The sequence below is a fragment of the Verrucomicrobiota bacterium genome (genome assembly GCA_016871535.1).
Lineage (GTDB): Bacteria > Verrucomicrobiota > Verrucomicrobiia > Limisphaerales > SIBE01 > VHCZ01.
On record VHCZ01000025.1, the window covers coordinates 1 to 17,187 of the forward strand.

Here is a 17,187-nt window from a genome sequence, read left to right on the forward strand (position 1 = left end):
GATTGTCCCCGGTCTTGTAGAGCACCTTGCCCGCATTGGTCACCTCGATCATGCGCGCCTGGGAAAACGGGCAGCGCAAGAAATACTGGATGAGGCGCTGGATTCCCGCCCGATCGCCCGCCTCCAAGCGCACGCTCTGGTCCACACTGAAGCCCGAATGCTTCCAGGAACGGATGTTGGCGACCACCTCCTCGGTAATCTTGCCCTCGGCCAGCAGCAGCGCGAACACCTCTTGTTCCCACAGCTTGGCGATTGATGCGATAGAGAAGCATTGACGAAACTGACTTTCCACCGCTGCACTTTGTCCGGCGTGAGGGAGTCGAGTTTCACAGCGTCCACCTTGCCCCGCCAACCCAGGCAACCACCCTTCCGGTAGTCGAATTTCTCCTTTCCGCACTCGATTCCAAAGACGCCAGCCACGATCGTGCGGAGGCAATTCGTGTAACACCGGAGCGTGCGCTCGCGGAGGCCGCTCTTCGCTTTCACTTCATCAAGGAAGACGCCAACCGTGGGCGAGTCTTTGCGAACGATCATCTCCGGGTTGTACTCCGCCAGGTTCAACTCCTGACGGGTGCGCCAGTTACTATCAACCGAAGGAAGTCGTCCTGCGTTTACCTCTTCGTTCCCGGCATATACTTTGCTAAAATCGATCCATGCATCACCCGCAAGATTGGGATCAGCCATTTATGGCTGGCGCGCGCGCGGAATCGGTTAAGTCCGGCCCTTCCTCCTGGCTCCGCGCCTGTTTCCCAAGCCATCTGAGTGAGGGGGACCCGGCGGGACCGCGAAGGTCAAATGCGGAAGATTTCTCGAAGGAATCTCCGCGGATTGACATTGAACTCGCCGACGATTTAATGTCTCCTGAATTTACCTGATTAACCCATGCGCATAATGAATTTGTTGTGGCTTCAAGAGACGACGCTTTAATTGACACGCTGCTCGACATGGGGTTGGTGACCAACGAACAGTTGGATGCCGCCCGACCTGAAGCAGACCAGACCGGCGAAGGTGTCGTTGACACGCTCGTGGCCAAGAAACTACTTCGCCCTGCCGACGTGGCTCGCGCAAAAGCAGCCCACTCCGGGGCCGAGTTCGTTAATCTGAGCGAAATGCGTCTGACGGACGACGTGATCAAGTCGATTCCCCGCCACATTGCCAAGCGCTTTAATGTCGTCCCGGTTTACAAGGATGAGGCGTCCCTGAAGGTGGCGCTGAGTGATCCATCTGACCTCGATACGATCGATGGCCTTCAGCACGCCCTGAACACCCACGTGGAAATCCTCGTCGCCAGCGCCGAGGATATCGAGGCTGCGATTGCTCAGTATTACGGGGCTCGGGACGACGCCGTCGGGAAAATGATTCAGGACATCACTGAAGGTGAAGTCGAGATCGGGCGGTTCGGCGGCGGCGGCGAGGGGGATGACGCGTCGGTGGTGGAGGCCGACGCACCGATCATCAAATTGGTCAATACCATGATCGTCGAGGCGTTCAAGATGCGCGCCTCGGACATCCATCTGGAGCCTCTGGCGACGCGATTCCGGGTTCGGTATCGGATCGACGGCATGTTGCACGAGATGAAAAGCCCGCCCAAACGGTTGCAGGCGGCGATCATCAGCCGGTTGAAGATCATGTCGAACATGTCGATCGCCGAGAAGCGCATCCCTCAGGACGGGCGCATTCAAGCGTCGGTGGGCGGCAAAACCATCGATCTGCGCGTCTCGTGCCTCCCGACCAATCACGGCGAAAGCATCGTGATGCGTATTCTGGACAAGGAAGGGTTGCGCCTGGGGTTGGGCGAACTCGGGTTTTTCACGGACGATCAGCAGACCTTCGAGCGCTTGATTGGCCTCCCTGACGGGATTTTGTTGGTCACCGGGCCCACGGGCTCTGGCAAAACAACCACGCTATACTCCTGTCTAAACTTTATCAATCGGCCGGACCGAAAGATCATTACGGTGGAAGACCCGGTTGAATACGTGCTTGCGGGAATCAATCAAGTGCAAGTCAATGACGAAATCGGACTGAGCTTCGCGGCGGCATTGCGATCGATGCTCCGCCAGGCGCCCAATGTCGTCATGTTGGGGGAGATTCGCGACCTCGAAACGGCCACGATCGCGATCAACGCCTCTCTCACAGGCCATCTCGTGTTCTCGACCCTTCACACGAACGACGCGCCGAGCGCGGTCACCCGGTTGATCGACATCGGCGTCAAGCCATTCCTCGTGGCCTCATCCACGCGAGCACTCATGGCGCAACGCCTGGTGCGCAAGGTCTGCAAGCGCTGTGGCGCGCCTTCGACGCCGACGGACACGGAGTTGCGCGCGCTGGGACTGGACGCAAAGAAGGCCGAAGGCGCCACGTTCAAGCGCGGCAAAGGCTGCGCGGACTGCAACAAAACCGGCTATCGGGGGCGCTTTGGAATTTTTGAGGTTTTCGTGATCGACGACGAGGCCCGGAAACTGATTTACGAAAAAGTCTCGGCGACGGTTCTCCGGACGCGCGCCCGCGAGACGGGGATGCGCACGCTCCGGGAGGATGGATGCCGAAAAGTTGTTGCCGGACTCACCACCCCTGATGAAGTGATCCGGGCCACGGTGATGGACGCCGACTAAGCCTTATGCGGACCTCGATTCAATCACTTTCAATTCTGCTTCTGACCGCACGCTGAACAACCCACGCTTCCTGTCAATTCCCCGCTTGTATGTCCTATTCGATGTCTGATTTGTTGCATCTGGTCGTTTCCGAAGGCGCATCTGATTTGCACATCCGCGTCGGCGCGCCGCCGGTAATACGGTTGCACGGCATACTTCACCGCGTCGAAGGCCCGCCTTTGCGTCCGGAAGACACCGAAGAACTGATGCGGACCATCACCTCGGAGGACAACATCCAGCACGTGCGCGAACGGGGGGGCGCGGACTTTGGCTTTGCCTTTGGGGAGCTGGCCCGTTTTCGCGTCAGCACTTTCAGAGAGAGGGGCAATTTTGGCGTCGTGCTGCGGCAAATCCCAAGCAAGATGCTCACCATGGAGCAAATCGGTCTGCCGCCGTCCGTGCGAGAGATGCTTTACAAACCGCGAGGATTGGTCCTGGTCACGGGGCCAACCGGCTCGGGCAAGACGACGACCCTCGCCTCGATGATCAACATCATCAATGAAGAGCGGGATGAAGCCCACATCATTACAGTCGAGGATCCCATCGAATACTACCACAAACACAAGAAAGCGTTGGTCACCCAGAGAGAGGTCAACGTGGACGTGCCAAACTTTGCGGAGGCGCTGCGCCGCGCCTTGCGCCAGGATCCAGACGTGATTCTGGTCGGTGAGTTGCGCGATTTGGAAACCATGGAAGCGGCGATCACAGCCGCGGAGACGGGCCACCTGGTGTTTGGCACGCTGCACACGACCGGCGCGGCGAAAACGATCGACCGCATTACGAACGCCTTTCCGAAGGAGCAGCAGGAAATGATTCGCATCCAGCTTTCCACCGTCTTGCAGGCGGTCATCTCGCAACTGCTGATCCCGCGCGTCGATAAGCCCGGCCGCGTGGCCGTTTTCGAGATCATGGTGAACACGCCTTCCATCGCCGCCCTCATCCGCGATAACAAAACGTTCCGGATCAATTCGGATATTCAGACCGGCGCCAAATACGGCATGGTCACGCTCGATAGTTTCCTCCTCGACAAATATCAATTGGGAATGATCTCCCAGGAGGAAGTCATCACGAAAGCTCAGGATCCGACGACGATCCTGATCAAACTGCAAGAGATAGAAGCCAGCCGCGCCGCCGCCGCCGTCCACTGAACCTTATGTCGGATATTTCTCCCAGCCCGCTGTTGGCGCTCATCAAGGAGCGAGGCCTCATTGACGATCTGCAATTGGAGGAAGTCTCTCAGGAACAGAGCCGCACGGGCAAGCCCATCGGCGAGATTCTGAATGCGTTTGGGATCGTGGACACCTTCACTCAACTCCAGATCACGGCCGATCATCTGGGGACGGAGGTTGTGGAGATTCGGGAACAGGATATCCCTCCGGACGTTTTGAAGGTGATCCCGGCGCCGCCCGCCCGCATGTATCAGTGTTTGCCGCTGGAGGATTTTGGCTCCAGCCTGCGCGTAGCCCTGGCCGATCCGCTGAATCCGGGAGTGATCGACGAACTCGGATTCACGATTGGACGGGAAGTTCAGGTCGTGGTTGCGGACCCGGCCCAAATCGAACGGGCCATCAATAATCTTTACCCGGAGGACACCGAAAGCGTCAGCCAGGTTCTCAAAGAATTGGGCGCGGAGCTCGAAGCGGGAAGGAAGGAAGCTGCCGTTGAAGCTCCCAAAGGTTATGACGTGGGGAATCTGGCAGACCAGGCCAACGCGACCCCGATCATCAAATTCGTCAATCTGGTCCTTTATCAAGCAATCCAGGATCGGGCGAGCGACATTCATTTCGAGCCCTTCGAGGATGAGTTCAAGATTCGCTACCGCGTGGACGGAGCGCTTTACGAAATGTCTCCGCCGCCCAAGCACCTCGCGTTGCCGGTTACTTCGAGATTGAAGGTCATGGCGAATCTGGATATCTCCGAGCGGCGCTTGCCTCAGGACGGGCGCATCGCCATTCGCGTGGCGGGCCGCGACGTGGACCTGCGGGTTTCGACGTTGCCGACCCAATTCGGAGAGTCAGTGGTGTTGCGCGTGCTGGATCGCTCGGCAGTTCGGCTGGAGCTGGAGTCATTGGGATTTCCTCAATTCATTCTTACTTACATGAATGAGGCGATCCAGCAGCCCAACGGAATCGTCATCGTTACGGGACCGACCGGTTGCGGCAAGACCACGACCCTTTACTCATGCATGCGGCGGGTCAATGTCATCGACTCAAAGCTCCTCACGGTCGAAGATCCGGTCGAATACGACATCGAGGGAATCATGCAGGTCGCCGTTCATGATTCTGTCGGAATGACTTTCGGCAAGGCCATCCGCTCGTTCCTTCGACAGGATCCGGACATCATCATGGTGGGTGAGATGCGCGACCTGGAAACCGCCCAGATCGCCATTCAAGCGTCGTTGACCGGCCACCTCGTGATGACCACGCTGCACACGAACGATGCGCCTGGCGCGGTGACTCGTATGATCGACATGGGCGTGGAGCCGTTCCTGATTTCTTCGACCTTGACGGCGGTACTTGCCCAGCGGCTCGTTCGGACGATTTGCAAGAAGTGCCGGACCCCGTTTGAACCGACCGAGAACCAGTTGTCTCTGATGAACCTTTCTCCCCACGACCTGGGCGACAAGGTTTTCCATTATGGCCGCGGCTGCGCGGCGTGCAACGACACGGGCTATCGGGGACGAAAAGGCATCTTTGAGTTGCTCGTGGTGAGCGAGCCAATTCGGGCCTTGATCAACGAAAAGGCCCCGACAGTTGTCATACGTCAAAAGGCCGTTGAATTGGGAATGGTGACGCTGCGCGAAGATGGGCTGCGGGGCATCTTCGACGGTGAAACCACGATTGAAGAAGTGTTGAAGTACACATAATCGCTCAGAGAAAGGTTCGCTATGCCGAAATTCAATTACGTCGCCATGGACTCCCGTGGCAAAGAAACCAAAGGCACTTTGGAAGTCGCGAATCAAAACGAAGCCATCGCCCGCCTCAAAGAAATGAATTACTTCCCGACGAAAGTCGTGGAGGCTGACAAGGTCAAGGAAAAGCCCGGAAAAAAAGCCGCCCCCCAGGCTGGAGCCAAGAAGAAGGGCTCCATGCAAATCAACATCAAGATCCCGGGCTTGGGCGGGAAGGTTAAGCCAAAAGTGCTCACGGCTTTCACACGCCAATTGGCGACGCTGGTGGATGCGGGTCTTCCTTTGTTGCGTGGCTTGCGGGTTTTGGAAAAACAAGAGAAGAACGCCACGCTGAGAAGGATCATTTCCGACCTCGCCGTATCGATCGAAGGCGGAAGCACGTTTTCTGAAGGTTTGGCGCAGCATCCCAAAGTTTTCAACCGCCTCTTCGTGAACATGGTGAAGGCCGGTGAACTGGGCGGCGTGTTGGAGGTGGTGTTGAACCGGCTGGCTGAATTCATGGAAAAAGCCCAGAAGATCAAAGGCAAGGTCGTCGCCGCCATGTTCTACCCGGCTGCGGTCATGTTCGTGGCAACGGTCATTCTGGCCGTCTTGATGATTGTCGTGGTGCCGAAGTTCAAGTCGATCTTTGCGGACATGCTCGAAGGCGCCAGTCTGCCTGCGTTCACGGACACGGTTCTGGCCATCAGCGACACCATCAAGAATTATTCCATAATGGAGGTCACCTTCTTTCCTTACTACATTCCAGGTCCGGTTGTCTGGAGTATCGTGGGTGTCTTCATCCTTTTCCGATTGTCGCTGAAAACCAAAATTGGCCGCAAAGCCTTCGATAAGTTCAAGCTCGTATTCCCGGTTCTGGGTCCCGTGGTCAGCAAAGTCGCCATCTCTCGCTTTGCCCGGACACTCGGCACCTTGATCAGCAGCGGTGTGCCGATTCTGCAGGCGCTTACCATCGTGAAAGAAACATCGGGAAACGTGATCGTTGGGAATGCCGTAGCCGCGGTTCATGAAAGCGTCAAAGAGGGCGAGACCATCACGGCGCCACTTGAGGCAGCGAATGTTTTTCCACCGATGGTCATCAGCATGGTGGACGTCGGCGAGCAAACGGGCGCCTTGCCGGAAATGTTGATAAAGATCGCCGATAACTACGACGACGAAGTGGATAATGCGGTTGCCGCGATGACCTCGCTTCTGGAACCCATTATGATCGTCTTCCTTGCGGTAGTCGTAGGAAGCATCGTCATCGCGTTGTTCCTCCCGTTGATCACCTTGATCGACAAGCTCGGTTCTGAAGGCGCCGGAGGCCAGGGCGGCGGTGATGATTGATCACGCCAGTACATTTCTTTGGAGCCACCGGCATCACCGGTGGCTTCATTTTTCGAAATGTTGATATTGACACATCGGACGCGCAGGTGTAAATACAATGTAATCACATTGAATTGGCGTTTGATTTACAAGAAAACCCAAGATGGAGTTTGATTGGAATAATCCGCCATTGGAGTGGGATGGTTCTTTGACGGCCAGAGACGTGGAAGAATCCTTTGAGGATCCGTTCGCGGTTCGGTTGCTGCCCGATTCCTCGCGATTTGCCGCGCAAGCGCGGTATTTCAACCTCGGCAAGTCGGCGGCCGGAGTTGGGATATTCAGCGTTTACCGCACGAATGGAAAACAAATCCGCGTCGTGTGCGCCAGACCCTTTACCGCCGAAGAACAGTTTTTTTATCAGCGGAAGCTCAACCAGAGCCTTTCGCAGCAAAGTTGATCGTGGCCCTCGCGGGCAACTGAGGCGAACCGAATGAACGCCGTAATGAGTTGGGAAGAAGTCCCGCTCTTCGACAGCGAAGAGGCTGAGGCCTCTTTCTGGTCGGAAAACAGTATTGACATGCGGCTCATGGAAGGCGCGGTGGCTGCAGGCACAGAAGTGTCGGAATCGATCACCATTACGTTGCGGATGGATCCCAGGATGCTCGCGCGAATCAAACGCCTCGCTCGTTCCAGGTATCTAAACTACCAGAGCATGATCAAGCAATGGCTGAGCGAGCGCATGGAACAGGAATTGCGGGAAAGATAGACAGATTCTGAACTCTTGAATGAAGATTGTCCTGAAAACAAGCCATTCGACTGTGCGGACCGCAGCCTTTAGGCTGCTTCCGCGCACTCTCGGCGGTCGGGCGTCGAAGCGGCCTGAAGGCCACAGGCCGAAGAGACGGTTTAGGGGAAGTTTCCATGATCTCAGGACCATGCGCATGGCCCATGAACCGAAAACCATCCGGACCACAGCCCTCAGGCTCCTTCCGCGCACCTTCCGGAGTCCAGCGCTGAAGCGGCCTAAAGGCCACGGTCCGGAGGAACGGTTCATGGGAAGACAACCGGGCTTCACGCTGATCGAACTGCTGGTGGTCATCAGCATCATCGGCGTGCTGGCCAGCCTGACGGTCGGCCTCAGCGCCGTCGCCTCTCGGAAGAGCAAGGAATCCAGGGTCCGGGCGGACCTGGATAGGTTGGTCACGGGGATTGAGAACTATAAAGCCGCGCTGGGCATGTATCCGCCCGATAATCCGGGGAAACCTTCTACGAATCAGCTTTTCTATGAACTGAGCGGCACGATCTACGAGCAATCAGGAGCCAGAGGCAATTTTGTGACTCCGAACAAACAGGAGCGAATCGACGCGGAATCGATCCGCCAGGTGTTCGGCGCTCGCGGGTTTTCCAATTCGGCCCGCCCAGGAGAAAACCCGAAGTTTGAAGAAGAGTTCAAACAGGCGCAGCACGGGGAGATCGCCTTGGAAACCGACGTGGAAGTCCTGGTCTCTCCGGTCAGGGGCCCTGAATTGTTTTCCTACCAGGGCCGGCCTCCGGTGCAATTGGCCATCCCTGTGCGGGGCAACCCGAAGAACAAGCTGAATCCGTGGCTCTACGACTCCTCTTCTCCGGGCCGCAACAATCGAAACACGTTCGATTTGTGGACCGAAGTCATCATTGGCCGGAACATTGTCCGGTTCAGCAACTGGGACAAAGACCCCGTTGTGATTGGCCGGGCGAAATGATTTTATGCCTGCTTCAGAAAACCATGTTAAACATCCCAAGTCACTCCGGGTGAGATGGTCCTCTTCGAGTTGGCTGGCCAGGATCGTCCAGCCAGGTTCATTGCTGATTCCGGTGGCTGACAGTTCCGGGGGCCGAAAACTGCGTTCCCCCTCACCTCGGCCCTCTCCCTTAGAGAGAGGGGTGGCGCATGGCGCGCAGCCGCACATCTCCATTCTGATTTCTGATCCGCCGGCCCGAAATAATTGATTTTTGAACTTATTATGAAAAACTTCTTTACTCGTTCCCGGAAATTCATTGTGGGATTCACCTTGATCGAGTTGCTCGTGGTCATCTCGATCATCGGCATTCTGGCGTCGATGCTTCTGCCCGTCGTGAGCAAGGCGAAACTTAAAGCGCAGGTCATCAAGGCCAGAACCGAGATCAGCAGCATCGTTGGCGCAATCAAAGCCTATCAGTCCACCTATCATGTTTTCCCGGCTTCCAGGGACACACGCGCCGCCCTATCTGAGGCCGGAGAAAACAGTCCCGACTTTACTTATGGCACCAGGTACGGCGGTGGTTGGTGGGCGAACAAGAAAGGCCAGCAATCGCAAATCGGAACGCTGGGAGTCAACGCACGGGCACAGGCCAATAACTCGGAGATTATCGCCATTTTGAAGGACCTGACCGTGTTTCGAAACGGCCAGCCCACGGTCAACATCAATCACTCGCTCAACACCCAGAAGACATCTTTTCTCGACGCTAAGGAAGTGGACGGTCTGCAGACTCCCGGGATTGGCCCCGACGGAGTGTATCGCGACCCGTGGGGCAACCCCTACATCATCTCAATCGACCTGAACTACGATGGGCAATGCCGGGACGGGCTTTACCGCTACGACAAGGTTTCGGCTGATGCGAAAGGCATCGGCCACAATGGTCTGTTCAGGGGCAATCCCAAACAGGCGAACTCCTTCGAAGCCCGCACGGAGGTCATGGTCTGGTCCATGGGGCCTGATGGTTGGGCCAATCCGGCCGTGCCGGCGGCTTTGCCCCCCAACAAGGACAATATCCTGAGCTGGCAGTAAATGACGGCGGCATGAATGAACAACGGACAGAATTGAAAGCTTGCGCCACAGGTTCGGATCTTCGGTTCTGCGGAATTCCCTCTCCCTTGAGGGAGAGGGACAGGGACAGGCTGAGGGTGAAGCCGTTGGGAAAATCCACGTTCTTGGAAAGCTGCCACGGCCTCCAAGCCGTGCGCACGACTCATGAACTGGTAAGGACGCGTTCCACCGCGTCCCTGAAATTGTCGTTTCGATCGCTGAGCAAAGTCAGGGACGGAGTGGAATCCGTCCCTACCAGGTTCATGGGAAGTATCGGTGGTTCTCCCTTACCCCAACCCTCTCCCGCTAGGAGAGGGAGAACGGCCGAAAACAGCGGGGAACTTCAAGAATCCCGCGAACGGAGCGCGGGCAGCCTGCCCGCAAGTCTCGCGAACGTTTCGCCAAGACGCCGTGCGGACAAGCTGTCCACGCTCCTTCCAAAATCTTGCCGCGCCTTCACGCTGGTCGAATTGCTCGTGGTCATGGTAATCATCGGCATTCTGACGTCGATCACGCTGCCGGCGTTGAAGGGCATTGGCCAAGCCAACCTCAACGCGGCCGCCAACCGCCAGATTCTGGACGATCTCGCGTTCGCCCGCCTTCGTGCCATCAACGACCGCACGACGGTTTACATGGTGTTCGTCCCGCCGTATGTCGCTCAGAAGCTGGACCAGGCCCGGGGCGACTTTCAGGAACTGCGGTACGTGACCAATCTGCTCGGTGGACCGTACCGAGGCTACGCGCTGCTGGCCGCGCGCACGGTGGGCGACCAGCCGGGCCGAGGCCGGCGCCGGTATCTTTCCGATTGGAAGACGCTTCCTGAAGGAGCCCTGTTCGCTCCGTACAAATTCGACTCCAGGCTTTCTAGGCATCCCAACGATTATCTGCGGAGCTTCGCGACCAATGCGTTTCCGTTTCCGGATGCCAACAGCTCGCCGTTCATGCTGCCGTACATCGCTTTCAATCCGTACGGCCAGCTTACCTCGCAACAGGACGAGTTGATTCCGCTGGCCAAAGGCCACATCACATTTCCGCGCGACGACGCTGGAAATTTCATCCATTCCACGCCGGACGTGCAGTTGATCCCGCCCGGACAAGGCACAAATACCTTTCAATACGTCCGGGTCAATTGGCTCACGGGCCGCGCCAAAATCGAACCTGTCATCCCGCAATAGAACATCATGAAAACGCAGTTTGAGAAGCGATCAGGCCGGCACCCAGCCGGCGCGTTGCGGTGCGGTGTCGTAGCGCAGAGTTGCACTCTGCCGTATCGCCGATTTGCAATCGGCGTCGCTCCCGCAAGTTCCGAGGCGATCAAGCCTGTCAGGCGTTCGCAGAATGCAATTCTGCGATACGGCAGATTTCAAATCTACGCTACGTCGCGTTGCGCGGCCTTCACCATGGTCGAGATCGCGCTGAGTTTGGCGATCATTGCGTTCGCACTTGTCGCCATCATTGGCGTGCTGCCCGCCGGCGTGAAGGTGCAACAGGAGAACCGCGAAGAGACGATCATCAACCAGGATGGCCTGTTTCTGCTGGAAGCCATCCGAACAGGATCGAAAGGCGTCGATGACCTGACCAACTACGTCGAGTCCGTGACCGTGCGTTACGGCCGGCTCAATTCCATCACGTTCACCAACACCCTGGCCGCCAACGTGCCCAATCGCCTGACCAACGGCCTGCAAATTATCGGTCTCCTGAGCACGCCGAAGTTCGAGCGGATGCCGGACGGTTCGACCCGCTCCAACGCCGTCGAGGCGCACGTGCGGGCGATCACGGGCGTGGCCGGGGAGAAAAGCCGGCTGAACGATCAAGTGGCGTTTCGCTACCGAGTGCGATCCGAAGTCGTGCCGTTCATGAATCGTCCGCCCGGCTGGGTTTCCGGGCGGTCGAACGAATTCGCCATCGCGACCAACCTGCTGAACAACCTCTACGATGTGCGTCTGACCCTGCGCTGGCCCTTGTATCAGAAGGGCCAGAATTGGGAGACGGGCCGGAGCCGAAAATCCTTCCGCACGCTGGTGAGCGGCGAATTGAGGCCTTTCACGCCGCCCCGTTCTCGTTACTCGTTTTACTGGTTTGAACCCAACGCGTTTGCCACGAACGCGCTCGTGGCCGGATTCTAATGAAAACTCCATTTCAAAATCGCGTGTGGACAAAAAGGACGGCCTTCACCGTCATGGAGCTGCTCGTCGCCGTGTCGATCATGTCGTTGATCGTCTATGCGCTCTATCACATGTTCAATCAGACGCAGAAGGCCCTGCGCGGAAGCATCACCCAGGTCGATGTCCTCGAAGCCGGGCGCGCCGCGCTGGACATGATCGGCCGCGAATTGGAACAGATCACCGCGACCGGGATTGCCGGCGCGACCAATCTTTACGCCGGGTCCATCCCGGCCATCGCGCCGGTGGTGCAATCGGACCTGGACGAACAGCAGCCACTGCGCACCAATGTGCTGCAGGAGCTTTTCTTCGTGAGCCGCCGCACGAACACGTGGGTGGGCACGGGCTACCGGATCCTCGGCGCGCAGAACGGCGTGGGGTCGCTTTACCGGTTCACAGTTTCGACCAACTATCGCTTCATCTCCTCGAACAATCTCAGCGGCGCCTATTTTACGGCCGACCCGACCAACCGCGCGACCGGGGCACTTTCCACGAATTTCCACCGCGTGGCGGACGGCGTGATTCATATGCGATTGCTCGCCTACGATCCGCAAGGCCGGCGGATCGGCGTGGAAACGACCAACTTTTTCCATCCGCAATATCGCGTGTTGCGCCAGACATTGCGGCAGGCCTCCCTTCCCGTTGGCACGGCCAACAATGTGATTCTGCGGGAGGACGTGGCGCGGCAAACGAGACTGATTTTCCTGAGCAACGCGCTCCCGGCGTATCTGGAACTGGAGTTCGGCGTGGTCGAACCTGACACTCTGGTTCAATACGACTCGATGAGACTGGCGTCGGCGAGCGTCGCGCAGGACTTCCTCAAAAAGCGCGCGAACAAGGTCCACTTGTTCCGCCAACGAATCCCCATCCGAACCGCATGGCAATGAACTCTCCAATTCCCAATCTCCGTTTTGTCCGCACCGACCGGCGGCACACGCCCTTCCCCCTCACCCCGGCCCTCTCCCCTGGGGAGAAGGAGGATCGCGCGCAGCGAGGGAACAATGCCGGCGGCCTTCCCATCTACGGCACGCGGACTCCGGTATTCCCTGCCAACGAACCTGATTTAACCACGGATTACACAGATAACACGGATAAGAGTGCTTCGTTATCCGCGAAATCCGCGAAATCCGTGGTCCAAGAATCTGTTCAGGGGGGGCATGCGCGAAGTGTTGCTTGGGAGAATTCTCCCCACGAACCCACCGCTCCACCCCTCCCAGGAGGTGGGATCAGGGGTTGCAGAGAGAGATCAGGGACGCGGTGGAACGCGTCCCTACCGGGTTCAACAGCACAGAGTGGCGTGGCCCTGGTCATCACGTTGATCATGCTTTCCCTGGTGACGCTTATGGCGGTGGTGTTTCTCGCCGTCAGCCGCCGCGAAAAAATCTCCGTCACCGTCACCAACGATCAAACGGACTCGCGATTGATGGCGGAAGCGGGCACGGCGCGCGCGGTGTCCGAAATCATCGCCCGGATTCTCGCGACGACCAACCCGTTCAACTACGATTTGATCGTCTCGACGAATTTCATCAACCCGAACGGATTCCGGCCCGGTGCCGCGGCCCTGGACAACGTCAGTTACACCTACGCCAACGGACGGCCTCTTGCGAATCTCGACGACCAACTGCGGAATCTGGCCAACCTCCAGTTCGATCCCCGCCCGCCGGTGTTTGTCCCGACCAACCGGCTCGGATCGAACGAATTCAGGTTCTATCTGGATCTCAATCGCAATGGCCGGTTCGAGACCAATGGCTTTCTCCCCATGCTCGGCAACCGGCCCGGCGAGTTGGTATCCACCAACGGGTTCACGACCGATCCCGCGAGCGCGGTGTGGTCGCATTTCGTCGGCGATCCGGAGTGGATCGGGGTGCTGGAGCGCCCGGAGAGGCCGCACTCGGATTCAAATTTCTTCATCGGACGCTACTGCTACCTCGTGCTGCCGGCGGGAAAGACGCTGGACCTGAATTTCATTCACAACAGCGTCAAGTCATTGAACAACCCGACGCTGCTGGCTGACGGCTACAGCCGCAACACGGGCCTCGGTTCCTGGGAACTCAATCTCGCGGGCTTCCTCCGCGATCTCAACACGAACTCCTGGCGAGATTACGTTTATCGCCCCGCCGCTCTGGTTGCAAATACCGGCACGGCTTTTGACGACGCCCGGACGCTGCTGCGCCACCGCTATCGCGACGAGCGGCCCAATCTGCCCACGACTTACCAGCTTCCGAATGTTCCCACGACGCTGGGCGCGTTTGCGACGCTCGCATTCCGAACCGATGGCCTCGACAACTACGGAGACGGTCCGCTGCTTTTGAGCACGTCGCTGAAGAATCTGGACGTAGGGCCCCTGGCCGACCAGCCAGCCAAGCCCTGGCCAGGCAGCCCAAACCCGCAACTCTACTATGACGTGCAGGAGCTATTTAATCTCGATCCCGCGAATCCGGATCCCGCCTCGCGCACTTTCTCGGCGTTCTTCACGAATCGTTTCGTTTCGCCGATGACGAACGCGTTTTCCTCCTACGACCGTTACACGTTCTACCGTTATCTGGCGCAGATGGGGACCGATTCGACACCGGCCGTGTCCAACCGGCTTTATGGCGCGGATTTCCGGATGCACTACACGAACAAGCTTCATATCAATTATCGAAACGATCTTCCGGACGGACTTTCCAGTTTTATTCCGTGGGATCCGGTGGTTCCGGGAAATCCGTCAATGGCCGCGACCAATGCGGCCGCTTTCTTCAGCCAGGCTGCGGACCGCTTGCTGCGCGCGAATCTCCGCCGGGGCGACACCACCAATGCCCTTGTCCTTACCCCATCCGGGCAGCTTTTGGAGGCGGTCAGCCCAATGTCCGTAAGCACATCCGAAGCACTGCCGGGCCCGCACACGCATTTCCTGATGGGCAACACGCCGGTCCGGACGAATTTCGGCCTGAACAATATTCAACTACTTTACTCCGGGGCGGCCAACGGCGTGCCGTTCTACATGACGAACAACGAGTACAACGCCACGACGCATCGGTTGCTCCAGGTCGCGGCCAATCTGTATGACAGCACCACGACGCGCACTCTAGGCACGACGAACGATTATCCGTCCGTGTTCCGGCCGTACTTCGTCAAGACCTCCACCAACGTCATCATTCATGGTTACGTCGAGGAAAGGGGAATGAACCTCCTGCTCAACAACTGGATGACCGCGCAGGAAGTAGCCCTGGCGCCGAACATCCCCACGAACACGCCGCTCTTCGGGATCAATATTTTTGGAGTTCCGGCCGTCATTGGCGCCAAGAAGGGCTATCCCAACTTCAACGAACTCTCCATGGAGACGGCGGTGCAGGTCAGCCGCAAACTGGAAATCCGCAAGCTCTCTGCGAACACATTCCAAACGAATCAAATGTACGTGGTGGGCATTTCCAACATCTTCGGCGTCGAAGCCTGGAATTCCTACACACAAAACTTCCAACGAGCGTTTCCGTTCGAGTTGCGCGTGACGAACCGATACTGGACGCGGCTGTTCCACGTCGTGGACAACACGGTCCGCACGCTGCGGACGACCAGCGGCCTGGTCTCCAGCACGATCACCAATAATATCTGGACCAACCGGCTCAGCCCGAGTTCGTTTCTGTTGCCGATTCACACCAATGTCCATTTCCTGACCAATTCTGCGTACCTTTCGCGGCGGTTCCCGTTCCTGCTGGATCCGCGCTCGACGAACAGCTTCGAGAACACATTCGATCCGCCGCAACTGTTCCTCCTGATCAGCAACCGGCTTCAGTACGCCATGATCGACAAAAGCGTCGTCCCGCCCCGGATCGTCGATTTTGTGAACCTGGACAACCTGGTGACTTCGGTGGACATCTCCGGGCTGCTGGTCGCGGACACCGCGCGGACAGGCGGCCGCTTCTTCAGCGGCTCGCAAATGAGCGACGGCGACTTGTGGAACACGAACCGTGTCGCCGCCAGCGCGCGCAGCCCGACCATCGGCGTGGTGAATCAAATCAACGTCGCTCTCGGCGATCCGAATGTCGCGCCGGACGTGTGGCGCAGCCATGTCGAGAATCCGGTCACCGGCGGCGACAAACAGAAGGCCATCGAGAAATTCCGGGAGTTCTTTTCCCCGCTTTCGACGAATCTGGTCATGCAGGTTCCGTTCACGCCGACGCGGAAGATTTACCAGCGCACGACGTGGCAGGCGAACGATCCGCTGGTGCATTACACGCCGGAAGATTTGACCGACCCGGTGCTCACCAGTTCCCGGAACGCGCTGTTCATCCGCCCGCCGAACAATCCGCTTCCCGTTTCCAACCTCGGCCTGATGAACGAACGGTACCGGCCCTGGGGCGGCAACCCAAACCGGACTGCCGACGCCAGCAGTTATCGGATGTCGATCAAAGATCCGCTCGTGCGCAGCTCGGATGATTGGGATTTTCCGACCAACAGATTCCCGAACATCGGCTGGCTGGGCCGCGTGCATCGCGGAACGCCCTGGCAGACGATCTATTTGAAAGCAGGCGCGGAGGAACCGAACCTGTGGGTCCAGTGGGCCGGGAGCTACGGCACGCATCCGACCAACGACTGGAAGCTGCTCGATTTGTTCACGGTCGCTCCGAACCCCGGCGCCGCGCGCGGCCTGTTGTCCGTGAATCAGACTAATCTGGCCGCGTGGTCCGCAGTGTTGAGCGGCGTGGCGGTGCTTTCCAACTCTCTGGCAAATCCGGGGCCGATCACGGGAATGAAGTTCGACGATTTGTTCATCCAGCCCAACTCGCCTCACCTCTCAAGAATCGTCGATGGCATCAACCGCGCCAAAGCCCAGCAGCCCACCGGCACGTTCCAGTCGTTGGGCGACGTGCTGGCGGCGCCTGAATTGACCGTGGCGTCCCCGTTCCTCAATTTGAGTTCGCCCGCCCAGCTTGAACGCGGGCTGACCGACGTGGCGGTTGAGCGCATCCCGCAGCAGATTCTTTCGCTTCTGAAAACCGACGATCCGCGCATCGTAATTTATGCCTTCGGACAATCCTTGAAGCCCGCCGAGCGTTCCCTGGTCACGGCCGGCAGTTTTTACAACATCTGCACGAATTATCAGATCACCGGCGAATACGCGACCAAGACCGTCATCCGCATTGAAGACGCGCCGAGGAAGCCGCGCGCCGTGGTCGAGAGCTTTACGATTTTGCCGCCGGAATGAGGGACAAGAGGGACGAATGAGAGAACGGGATCAGGGGATGAATCATGTGTTCAGCGTGCCGTTCGCCGTAGCGCAGAGTTGCACTCTGCCGTATCGCCGATTTGCAATCGGCAGCGGTTCGGCGAGTTTCAGAGCCCTCGAACTTGCC

At 58.1% G+C, this 17,187-nt stretch carries 13 protein-coding genes; 12 read left to right on the forward strand and 1 reads right to left on the reverse strand.

Features of this window, described 5'->3' with window-relative positions; translation table 11 throughout:
- On the reverse strand, positions 1–448 hold a 448-nt coding region (locus tag FJ398_05590), incomplete at its 3' end, for a hypothetical protein (protein ID MBM3837421.1).
- A gap of 454 nt (positions 449–902) precedes the next feature.
- Here FJ398_05590 and FJ398_05595 point away from each other — a divergent pair.
- The 12 genes from FJ398_05595 to FJ398_05650 all read left to right on the forward strand — a co-directional run bounded on the left by FJ398_05595 (position 903) and on the right by FJ398_05650 (position 17,039).
- Positions 903–2,612 carry a type II/IV secretion system protein gene (locus FJ398_05595; GenBank protein ID MBM3837422.1) on the forward strand — a complete coding sequence of 570 codons (1,710 nt, stop codon included), beginning with the start codon at positions 903–905 and terminating at the stop codon, positions 2,610–2,612.
- 89 nt (positions 2,613–2,701) lie between these two features.
- Positions 2,702–3,799, forward strand: coding sequence for a type IV pilus twitching motility protein PilT (locus FJ398_05600; GenBank protein ID MBM3837423.1), 1,098 nt, complete (start codon positions 2,702–2,704; stop codon positions 3,797–3,799).
- A 5-nt stretch (positions 3,800–3,804) separates the two neighbouring features.
- Entirely contained in the window at positions 3,805–5,517 is a 1,713-nt protein-coding gene (locus tag FJ398_05605) for a pilus assembly protein PilB (GenBank protein ID MBM3837424.1), read from the forward strand.
- 21 nt (positions 5,518–5,538) lie between these two features.
- The gene (locus FJ398_05610) at positions 5,539–6,888 is read left to right on the forward strand and encodes a type II secretion system F family protein (protein MBM3837425.1); all 1,350 of its coding nucleotides are present in this window, start codon (positions 5,539–5,541) and stop codon (positions 6,886–6,888) included.
- A gap of 142 nt (positions 6,889–7,030) precedes the next feature.
- Complete coding sequence (locus tag FJ398_05615) at positions 7,031–7,324, forward strand: hypothetical protein (protein ID MBM3837426.1); 294 nt, start codon at positions 7,031–7,033, stop codon at positions 7,322–7,324.
- A gap of 33 nt (positions 7,325–7,357) precedes the next feature.
- On the forward strand, positions 7,358–7,633 hold the full coding sequence (locus FJ398_05620) for a hypothetical protein (GenBank protein MBM3837427.1): 276 nt from the start codon (positions 7,358–7,360) through the stop codon (positions 7,631–7,633).
- Positions 7,634–7,652: 19 nt separating this feature from the next.
- Complete coding sequence (locus tag FJ398_05625; GenBank protein ID MBM3837428.1) at positions 7,653–8,609, forward strand: prepilin-type N-terminal cleavage/methylation domain-containing protein; 957 nt, start codon at positions 7,653–7,655, stop codon at positions 8,607–8,609.
- 261 nt (positions 8,610–8,870) lie between these two features.
- Complete coding sequence (locus FJ398_05630; GenBank protein ID MBM3837429.1) at positions 8,871–9,674, forward strand: type II secretion system protein; 804 nt, start codon at positions 8,871–8,873, stop codon at positions 9,672–9,674.
- A gap of 281 nt (positions 9,675–9,955) precedes the next feature.
- A complete protein-coding gene (locus tag FJ398_05635; protein MBM3837430.1) occupies positions 9,956–10,867 on the forward strand; it encodes a prepilin-type N-terminal cleavage/methylation domain-containing protein in 912 nt (303 codons plus the stop codon).
- 6 nt (positions 10,868–10,873) lie between these two features.
- Positions 10,874–11,818 carry a type II secretion system protein gene (locus FJ398_05640; protein ID MBM3837431.1) on the forward strand — a complete coding sequence of 315 codons (945 nt, stop codon included), beginning with the start codon at positions 10,874–10,876 and terminating at the stop codon, positions 11,816–11,818.
- A complete protein-coding gene (locus FJ398_05645) occupies positions 11,818–12,741 on the forward strand; it encodes a hypothetical protein (GenBank protein MBM3837432.1) in 924 nt (307 codons plus the stop codon). Before FJ398_05640 ends, FJ398_05645 begins: the two co-directional genes overlap by 1 nt.
- Before the next feature lie 410 nt (positions 12,742–13,151).
- Positions 13,152–17,039 (forward strand): hypothetical protein, encoded by a 3,888-nt coding sequence (locus FJ398_05650; GenBank protein ID MBM3837433.1) that lies wholly within the window; start codon positions 13,152–13,154, stop codon positions 17,037–17,039.
- Positions 17,040–17,187: the final 148 nt, after the last annotated feature.

What these genes read in the sequence shown, in the direction of transcription:
- FJ398_05600 (MBM3837423.1), top strand. Translation starts at nt 2,702, where the DNA reads ATGTCCTATTCGATGTCTGATTTGTTGCATCTGGTCGTTTCCGAAGGC.
- FJ398_05605 (MBM3837424.1), top strand. Translation starts at nt 3,805, where the DNA reads ATGTCGGATATTTCTCCCAGCCCGCTGTTGGCGCTCATCAAGGAGCGA.
- FJ398_05610 (MBM3837425.1), top strand. Translation starts at nt 5,539, where the DNA reads ATGCCGAAATTCAATTACGTCGCCATGGACTCCCGTGGCAAAGAAACC.
- FJ398_05615 (MBM3837426.1), top strand. Translation starts at nt 7,031, where the DNA reads ATGGAGTTTGATTGGAATAATCCGCCATTGGAGTGGGATGGTTCTTTG.
- FJ398_05620 (MBM3837427.1), top strand. Translation starts at nt 7,358, where the DNA reads ATGAACGCCGTAATGAGTTGGGAAGAAGTCCCGCTCTTCGACAGCGAA.
- FJ398_05625 (MBM3837428.1), top strand. Translation starts at nt 7,653, where the DNA reads ATGAAGATTGTCCTGAAAACAAGCCATTCGACTGTGCGGACCGCAGCC.
- FJ398_05630 (MBM3837429.1), top strand. Translation starts at nt 8,871, where the DNA reads ATGAAAAACTTCTTTACTCGTTCCCGGAAATTCATTGTGGGATTCACC.
- FJ398_05635 (MBM3837430.1), top strand. Translation starts at nt 9,956, where the DNA reads ATGGGAAGTATCGGTGGTTCTCCCTTACCCCAACCCTCTCCCGCTAGG.
- FJ398_05640 (MBM3837431.1), top strand. Translation starts at nt 10,874, where the DNA reads ATGAAAACGCAGTTTGAGAAGCGATCAGGCCGGCACCCAGCCGGCGCG.
- FJ398_05645 (MBM3837432.1), top strand. Translation starts at nt 11,818, where the DNA reads ATGAAAACTCCATTTCAAAATCGCGTGTGGACAAAAAGGACGGCCTTC.